At 70.4% G+C, this 5,857-nt stretch carries 5 protein-coding genes; 2 read left to right on the top strand and 3 right to left on the bottom strand.

Going from position 1 to position 5,857, the window contains the following annotated elements; all coding sequences use genetic code 11:
* Window positions 1–752 (bottom strand): AAA family ATPase (locus ACZ7IB_RS41625; RefSeq protein ID WP_470919964.1); only part of this gene is annotated, 752 nt, incomplete at its 3' end.
* Window positions 753–966: 214 nt separating this feature from the next.
* Between ACZ7IB_RS41625 and ACZ7IB_RS41630 the strand changes: the two genes are divergently transcribed.
* Together ACZ7IB_RS41630 and ACZ7IB_RS41635 are read left to right on the top strand one after the other, a co-directional pair.
* Window positions 967–3,780 carry a helix-turn-helix transcriptional regulator gene (locus tag ACZ7IB_RS41630; protein WP_470919965.1) on the top strand — a complete coding sequence of 938 codons (2,814 nt, stop codon included), beginning with the start codon at window positions 967–969 and terminating at the stop codon, window positions 3,778–3,780.
* Between the two features lie 403 nt (window positions 3,781–4,183).
* The gene (locus ACZ7IB_RS41635; protein WP_470919967.1) at window positions 4,184–4,657 is read left to right on the top strand and encodes a hypothetical protein; all 474 of its coding nucleotides are present in this window, start codon (window positions 4,184–4,186) and stop codon (window positions 4,655–4,657) included.
* Window positions 4,658–4,731: 74 nt separating this feature from the next.
* On the opposite strand, the gene ACZ7IB_RS41640 is transcribed toward ACZ7IB_RS41635, so the two are convergent.
* On the bottom strand, window positions 4,732–5,109 hold the full coding sequence (locus ACZ7IB_RS41640; RefSeq protein ID WP_470919968.1) for a transposase: 378 nt from the start codon (window positions 5,107–5,109) through the stop codon (window positions 4,732–4,734).
* A complete protein-coding gene (locus tag ACZ7IB_RS41645; protein WP_470919970.1) occupies window positions 5,106–5,453 on the bottom strand; it encodes a helix-turn-helix domain-containing protein in 348 nt (115 codons plus the stop codon). Before ACZ7IB_RS41645 ends, ACZ7IB_RS41640 begins: the two co-directional genes overlap by 4 nt.
* Between the last annotated feature and the right edge of the window lie 404 nt (window positions 5,454–5,857).

Here is a 5,857-nt window from a genome sequence, read left to right on the forward strand (position 1 = left end):
CTAGGGGGCGTGGTTGTGTTGGGGTCGAGGGTTTTTTTTTCTGTTTCCTGCGGGTTCCCCCCCCCCCCCCCCCCCCTCCCCCCCCCCGGCTGTCCGGCCAGCAACGCCGCGGCCGAGAGGGTGCTCAGTGGACGCAGATGCAAGGTCTCCATACCAGGGGGCAGGGTGGGCGGCGGCGCCTCGCCTCGCGCGGTGAGCAACAGCCTGACCGGGCGGCCGGCCAGGAGCCGGACCCCCGCGCAGAGCCCGTCGACAAAGGCACGGTCGCAGGCGTGGATGTCGTCCACGCACACCAGTACCGGCCGGGACGTGGCGAGCCGGTCCAGTAACACCAGAACTGCGGCCTGTACCTGGCCGTCGCTCGGCCCGTCGTCGTGGGAGGCGGGGTTCAGCGCGGCGCTCAACACCTGTCCGTGTACCGCGGGGAGGCCGGGCAACTCGTCCAGGACCGGCACCAGCAGCTGCTGCAGACAGGCGCGGGCATGCCGATGGTCGGCGGCCCAGCCCTGCGCCGACAGTACGAGCATGCCGTCGCCGGCGGCCGGCTCCCGGACGTGGCGGAGCATGGTCGTACGCCCGATCCCCTCCTCCCCGAGGAGCAGCAGCGCCTGGGGACTGCCGGGCTGTCCCGTCACGCACCGCAGGATCCGCTCGATCTCGCTGTCGCGGCCCAGTGGACGCGACGCCACCGTACGGCAGGACCGGCTGCCGGCTTCCTCGCCGGCCGCCGGTCGGGATGGGTGGACCGTCATGCACGTACTCCGGACCTGCTCGGCTGCCCACGGCTGTGGGCATGTTCCCTGGCCGAGTGAATAATCGTGGTACCGAGGTCGCGACGCTTCTGTCACATGACCGGTCGTCCGCCGCTTCCGGTCCTGACCGGGGTCGGTACCGCGAGCGGCGGTCCTGCGGCGGCTTGTACTCGTGCAGCGGCTTGTGCACGAACGGCCGGCCGAGGCTGACAGGATGACCGAGGTCATGATCACCGGCTGGAGGAGTACGACCGTGGTGCACGTGGGGCCCGACTACCCTGCCGATCCGGGCATCCTGGGCAGATCCGTCGAACTGTCCCGCCTTGAGGAGCTGCTCGGGGCGGTGGACAGCACCGGTTCCCAGGTGCTGGTGCTGACCGGTGAGCCAGGAGCGGGCAAGAGCACCCTCGTCGACTGGACGGCCGAGCAGGGCCGGGCCCGCGGGCTGCGGATCCTGCGCGTGCGGGGCAGCGAGGGCGAGACCGGACTGGGACTCGCTGGTGTCCATCAGCTTCTGCATCCGCTGCTTCCCGGCGACACATTGCCCGCCCCGCAGCGGGAAGTCCTCGACCGCGCCTTCGGGCTGACCGCGACGCCGGACGACGCGGCACTCGACCAGTTGTCGCTGTGCGTCGGCGTGCTCGCCCTCATCGGCGACGCCGCTGCACGCCGGCCACTGCTCCTGCTGGTGGACGACGCCCAGTGGCTGGATCTCGGCTCGGCGGACGTGCTGGGCTTCCTCGCCCGGCGCCTGGAGGGCAAGCCGGTGGTGCTGCTGCTCGCCGCCCGCGAGGAGGCCGTGCCGGCCCGCTTCGACCGGGACTTCCCGCAGGTGAGCGTCGGCCCGCTGAGCCGGGCGGCGGCAGGGCTGCTGCTCGACGCCCAGTCGGAACCGCCCCGCAGCCGGGCTCGCACCCAGATCCTCCAGCAGGCCGCCGGCAACCCGCTGGCCCTGATCGAGCTGTCCAGGGCCCTTACCAAAGGCCGGACCGGCGCGGGTCAGGACGGCGGCGCCACGCTGCCGCTCACGGCGCGCCTGGAGAACCTGTTCGCCGCCGACCTGCCCGGGCTGCCCGAGTTCACGCGTGAGGCACTCCTCCTGGTCGCCGCAGCGGGCACCGGACACCTGGCCGACCTGCTGCGCGCCGCCCCGTCCTTGGACGTCGTGCAGGCGCTGGAACCTGCGGAGCGCGTCGGACTGGTACGGATCGAGGACGGCCAAGTGCTGCTCCGTCACCCGCTGGTGCGCTCGGCCATCAACCATGCGGCTTCCTTCGCCGAGCGTCGGCGGGCCCACCTCGCGCTGGCCTCCGCTCTCACCGTGGAACCGGACCGCCGCGCCTGGCACCTGGCCGCCGCGGCGACGGGTCAGGACGCGGAGGTCGCCGACGCCCTGGCGGAGAGTGCCGAGCGCGCCCGGGCCCGGGGCGGGTACGCGGCGGCCGCGTCGGCGCTGGAACGCGCCGCGGAGCTGACCCCGACGCCGGAGCTGCGCGCCCGGCGCCTGCTGACGGCCGCTCAGGCCGCCATGTTCGCCGGCCATCCACAATGGGTCGGTGAGCTGAGCGGCCGGGTCGGCGACCTGACCGAGGACGCGCGGCTGCGGGCGGAGGCCTCCCTCCTGGGCGGGTGGTCCCTGGGTGTGACGCTCTGTCACGAGAAGGCGCTGGCACTGCTGTTCGGTGTCGCCGAGGCCACCGCCACTTCGGCACCGGACCTGGCGTCGGGCACCCTGGGCACGGCCGCGACGTCCGTCTACAACTCCGGGTCAGCCTTCCACCGGGCCGAACTGCGTCGGATCAGCGCCCTGATCGACGAAACCGGCAATCCCGCCGCCCACGCCTGGACCCGAGCGGCTGTCGACCCGCACCGCCAACGGACCCGGCTGCTTGGGCTGTTGAAGGGTGCGCTGGCCGCCATGTCGCCGGAATCCCTGGGGGACCTCACGGCGCTCGGCGGCATGACCTGGATCCTGGACGAGACCGAGCAGGCCGTTCACCTTCTCGGCCGGACCATGGACCTCATACGCCGCGCCGGCAGCGCGGGCACGAACGCGACCGTCACGCAGGCCCTCGCCCTCGCCCTGTTCGAGAGCGGTGCCTGGACGGCGGCCCAGGACGCGGCGGACGAGGCGTTCTGGATGGCGACCGAGGCAGGAGCCGACAACGTGACCTTGGGCTCCTGCATCCTTCAGGCCACCCTGCGCGCGCTGCGGGGCGACCATGCGACCGCGCGGACGCAGGCCATGGAAGCCGTACGGGGCGTGGACCTGCGCAGGTCCCTGAGCCTCCAGGTCCGACACCGGCACGCCCTGGGAATGGCCGCGTTCGTCGCCGGGGACCACGCCGACGCCTACGAGCAGCTGCGCGCGGTCTTCACCCGCGACTTCCATCCCGCTCCCGTGCACTACCACGCCTCCGTCTACTACCTGGGCGACCTGACCGCCGCGGCGGTCCGCGCCGGACAAACGGACGACGCGCGCGCGGTGGTCGAGGCCGTCGAGCACAGCCTGGAATCCGACAGGTCCCCCCGGCTGGCCGCCGTTCTGCACCGAGCCACCGCCCTGCTGAGCGACACCGAGGACGCCGAGGACCACTTCCGCGCCGCCCTCGCCGACTCCGCCACCGACTGCTGGCCTTTCGAGAAGGCGCTCACCCAACTCGACTTCGGCGAGTGGCTGCGCCGGCGCCGCCGCAGCACCGAAGCACGCCCACACCTCAACGCGGCGCTGGAATGCTTCCAGCGGCTCGACGCCCGGCCCTGGACCGATCGCACCGCCTCGGAACTACGGGCAGCAGGAGTCCCGGGGGCAGCGGCGAGGGCCGCGAGTGCGGCGGACGCACTTACCGCGCAGGAACGGCAGATTGCCGAACTGGCCGCCCAGGGCCTGACCAACCGCGACATCGCGGCCCGCCTGTACCTCTCACCCCGCACCGTCGGCTACCACCTGCACAAGATCTTCCCCAAGCTGGGTATCAGCGCCAGGGCCCAACTCCGCGACGCCCTGTCGCAGGATTCGCCGCAGTGATCGGGTGCCGTGCGAGCGCGGCCATGAAGTGTGCCCGCACGACCGTCGGACGACGAACGCAGTCGTCATCCCGCAACCGCCACCTGCGGCGTCGGCAGATCGAGGCTGGTGTGCTGCTCACATGCCGCGCTCCAGGCCATTGGCATCGCGGGTGCGTTGGCCCGGAGCGGTAGGCAGGTACTCCAGTAGAACGGGGCCGGGGTAGAAGGTCGCACTGTCCCAGCCGGCCATGGCTCTGGCCCAAATTGTGTGGAGCGGTTGCTCTCCGTCGCAGTACTGCCTCGGACAGGCACTCAGTCGGTGAAATCACCGGTCCCGGACGGTCCAGCTGGTGCGCCGTGGTCGACGAGGCGGAGGAGCTGTGGGTTCAGCGTGTCGGAAGCTGCCAGTAGCCTCAGGCACCATGGGCATTCAGGTTGATGTAGTGGCGGGTTACCCGATCAACGATGAGATGGAGAGGGTGTTCGGGTTGGCCGAGGCGGTCGGCGAGCCCGTCACTGTCACGTTCATATGGGAGGGGCGTGAAGAGGCGGAACGCGCGGTGCTAGTGCCCGCGGCCACGCTGGCGCTCTGGGAGCATCGGGCCCCCACCGCCTACCCGACGAGTGATGCCGGGGATGAGAACCGGGCTGTGGCGGAGGAGCCGGAACTGGCCCACCCAGCGGAATTCGGCGCGTTCACGCTCTTTCGTCGTCGCGTAGGAGGGCGCACGGCGGTTGCTCGCAATGGCGTGGTGGTCGCCGAGCTACTGGACCCTGACGAGGCGCACTGGCTCCAGGAGAAGGCCCGCAATGTCCGCCAGGGCTTCATGGATCCGAAGCAGAAGGCGGCGTTCGAGGAGTTCCTTACCCGGCAGGCATCCCTCGATGAGCAGTGACGCGCCGACTCATTCGCGGCTTTGTAATTGACCTTCGGGCTCCTGTCCACTTCGTGTGGTGCGGTGACACTCGGTCACACCAACAGGACTCGCTTTCGGAGGAGTTCGAAGCCTGCGCGGCCGAACATCTGGCGCTTGAGCATCTTGATACGGTTGACATGGCCTTCCGCGACACCGGAGTTCCAGGGCAGGGTCAGGCCGGCGACGACGGCGGCAAGGTCGCGTTCGAGGTGCTGGGCGAACCAGCTGAGACTGGGCAGGTCGGTAGAGGCTCTGGCTGATTCGATCCACTGCGGCAGTGGGCCGCCTTGCAGGTCGGTGACCATGTGAGCGAAGGTCCACACGTGCTTGGCGAGGGAGTCCAGCTCGGGGCAGTTGTCCAGCACGGCCTTGAGTTGGATCCGGTCGCTCTCGGCCAGGGCGTACGGGTGGGTCAGGAGCCAGCGGCTCACGGCGCGGGCCGATGGTTCCCGGAGCCCCCAGGCCTCGACCCGGACGACCGTGTCCGACACATCGACGGATTCCACGAACACGCCTTGAGCGCGTCTTCGTGCAGCCAGCGGCGCACCGTGGACGCGGAGACGGTGTCGGTGATCCCGCGTGTGGTCAGCTCGGCGGCCAGCTCCGGGTAGGACCAGTGCGACAGCGGCACGCCAGTCTCGGCGGGTAACTGGCAGGCCAGCGCCTTTGCCTCGGCGACCTGCACGGGGGTGAAGCGGGCGGGGCGCCCGGAGCGCTTGCGGCCGCGCCAGACACGAACCGTGTCCAGGTGCAGGCCCGTTCGGGCCACGGGCATGGAGGACAACGGACAACCTCGGATAGATCATTCAGGACGGTCAAGCACTGCGCCGCACGCCGTCCGCGACGCGCTCAAGGGCGCCTGACTGCCCACCAGGAGCTCGGCGCCGGTGGGTGCCTGGATCGCTGGCCTGTGCTTCCCGAGCAGTCGCCGACGTAGTCCACTACCGTCTAGTCCAAGCAGTACTGCACCTCGACGATCTGCTGGCCCGGCTCGACCAGCACACCCTCGCCGACCGCCTAGAGAAAACCTCCGCCTCGCCGCCAACCTGATCAACCTCCGGAGGACTTCCGTAGCCGACCACTAAGCCTCGATCCACCGACGTGCTCTGAAGATGATCTCTTGATCGTTTGGTGAGCTGGTTTCGGTCGGTGGTCGTGGGTGGGCAGGTTGTTTCTGCT

The sequence above is a fragment of the Streptomyces sp. NPDC037301 genome, from assembly GCF_055602785.1.